At 49.5% G+C, this 2844-nt stretch carries 1 protein-coding gene; it reads right to left on the minus strand.

Features of this window, described 5'->3' with window-relative positions:
• Positions 1-2844 (minus strand): tandem-95 repeat protein (locus IQR33_RS34400; RefSeq protein WP_228014149.1); only part of this gene is annotated, 2844 nt, incomplete at both ends.

Genomic DNA, 2844 nt, shown 5'->3' on the forward strand with positions numbered 1-2844 from the left:
CCCGCCATATCTGGTTGCTGATCTTGAGCAGAACCTTGCATGGTGTATTGATCATCGACTTCAACTTCAACTGTGCCACTCGCACCTTCTACTGCGCTGCCCAATTCGTCGTAACCTTGGAATTGGATTTCGCTCGTACCTTCGTAACCTTCTGGTAGGTCAACTGATACTGGTTGGTTGAGGTTGCCACTTAATGTGAAGCTACCATCGCCATTATCCAGTGCGTTGCTTACCGATGCACCATCAGGTAGACCGGACATTTCTGCATAATCCACCGATTCGTTACCACTGACCTCATCTGGAACCGAGATAGAAATGGTATCGCCTGGTGCTGCAGTCACATCAGCTGCGCTCTCCTCTTCACTGTCTGCACCGTTTGCTGCTTGCTCTTCAGGCTGTTGCGCTTCGCCAACTTGCTGCTCTGATGATGCTTGAGCAGTTTGAATTTGTGGCTCGTCACTTTGCGCTGAATCGTCCGCAACTTGGATGCTCAGATTCTGAGTCGATACTTCACCGTTGTCGTTGACCTGAACATCCATAGCCAAATTGCCATCGAAGTCATCGTTCGGCCAGTATGTCCACTCTTCATCACCTGATTTCGCGAAGAAACCAGCATCGTTTGCATCGGCTACATCCAACACTTCTGCTGAAGGGCTAATGCCAAGCTCATCAATCAACTGTGCTTCCGTTAGGGTTAGTGAACCATCATCAGCCAGTGCGTAGCCTTCGCTAGTTGTGGTTTCACCCTCACCTTGGATGTCGACATTAAAGAAGCTCTCAATGCGGTTTTCACCGTCAGTTGCAATAAAGCCAACTTGAACATCTCCGGTGTAGCCTTCTGCTGGTGTGAATTGGTAGTTACCTTGGTTATCGGTCTCTATCACACCTTGACCTTCCATTAGGCTCACTGACTCAATGCTCAAGGTGTCGCCTTCAGCATCGCTCAAGGTCGATAGCATGTCATCATTGGTGAACGACAAGGTGCCATCCGCTGCCATTTCTGTGGTAGAAATACTGTCGATTTCTGGAGAAGCATTCTCTTGCGGTGCGTCTTCTTTCACGACCACGCCTGTTTGCTCATCATGAAGCACACCGTCTTTATCAATCACGTAAGCGATATCCGCTTCACCAGTAAAGCCTGGTGCTGGATTGAATGTCCATGTGCCATCACCGTTATCGACTATCTCACCTTGGCTGCGATCAGCTAGGTGAACGAATTTCACTTCATCACCCGCGTCAGCGTCTACGTTTTCTGCCAATCCGATTAGGTCATCAGCGGTTAGGATAACGGGTTCACCCGCTAGGGTTTCGAAGTCACCTGAATCGATACCATCTTCGAACTCTTCTGGCTCGTCACCATAATCCACCGTTGTTGCGGTCACGGTTACGAAGAACTCGCCATTAAAGTCAGCCGGAGGCGTCATTTGCAGGTCTGAGATATCCCACTCGTTCAAGTCGATGTATTGACCCGGTTCCGTAATGGTAATGGTGTTCACACCATCCGTAACTTCGAAGCCAACAGGGAAACCAGTCATCACTAGGTTACTTAGCGTTTCTGAATCGTCGATTAGACCGACATTCAAGCCTAGGTGACCCGTTTCGTCCTCACCGAACACTAACGGACCATCATGGTCGGTTGTGATGACTGCGCCATCCGCAACAGGGCGAACAAACACTGGTACATCAAGTACCGTCTCAAACTCACCGTCACTTACCACAACTTGCAAGTCAGAAACCCCTGCAAAATCGCCAGTCGGTGTGAATGTCCAAGTACCGTCACCGTTGTCTGTTACCTCACCACCATCTTCACCTTCTGCGGTGATAATGCGTGATACGACTAGGTTTTCAGTATCGATATCGCCGAACAAGTTCATCAGGTCGCCAGCGTCGAAGGTGAATGCGCCATCCTCGTCGGTTGCCATAAAGGCATTACCCACATTGAATGGAGCATCGTTGACTGGAATGACATCCACATTCAACGAGCCTTCAACCACTTCTTCACCATCCGTCGCGGTGTAGCCCAGTTCCACCAAACCATTGAAGTCTTGAGTGGTCACCAAGTGGTACATACCATCTGGTTGTTGGGTTAATGTCGCGTTTGCAGGAGCACGAACCGTGATGCTTTCTACGCTGATTTCGTCACCATCAAGATCCGTAACTTGATCAGCGATGTAAGCTGGGTCAATCACCATGACCACATCTTCTTCGCCTTGCATCTGGATGGTTGGCGCTTCTGGTGCATCGTTAACCGCTTCGACGTTTAGATTGCCTTCAACCGGCGTAACTAAATCACCATCGCTGACGCCGAACGACATTGGCACATCACCATTGAAGTTCTCAGCCGGAGTGAATGACCAAGTACCATCACCGTTGTCTAGCAAGTCACCGTATTGCTCATCAATCACTAAGTCGACAGCAGACAGTTCGTCGTAGGTGTTATCGATGTCTGTCGCGTTAACAAGCAACATGTCCTGCGTGATAAGAATGGTGGTATCTTCGGTGCCAGCAATATTCACTGGCGTTGATTGCGGCGCATCGTTAATTGGGTTCACCGTTAGGTCGACGCCCACTTCCACGCTCGCACCATCGTTATCAATCAAGTCGAAGCTTAGGTCGATATCGCCATTGAAGTTCGCATCAGGCGTAATCGTGAAGCTACCATCTTGGTTCTCAACAACGGTTGCATTGGCTACCGCGGTTAAGTTCACCGCTTCTAGATTATCGCTGTCGACGTCACCCGCTTGAGCCAGTAACTGCTCTTGACTCAATGTGATTGAACCGTCTTCATCGACGCTGTAAGCCAAATCGCCAGATACCGGAGCATCGTTGACTGGCAATACATCA

Source organism: Vibrio sp. OPT46, from assembly GCF_015163535.1.
In the GTDB taxonomy this organism is placed as follows: Bacteria; Pseudomonadota; Gammaproteobacteria; order Enterobacterales; family Vibrionaceae; genus Vibrio; species Vibrio alginolyticus.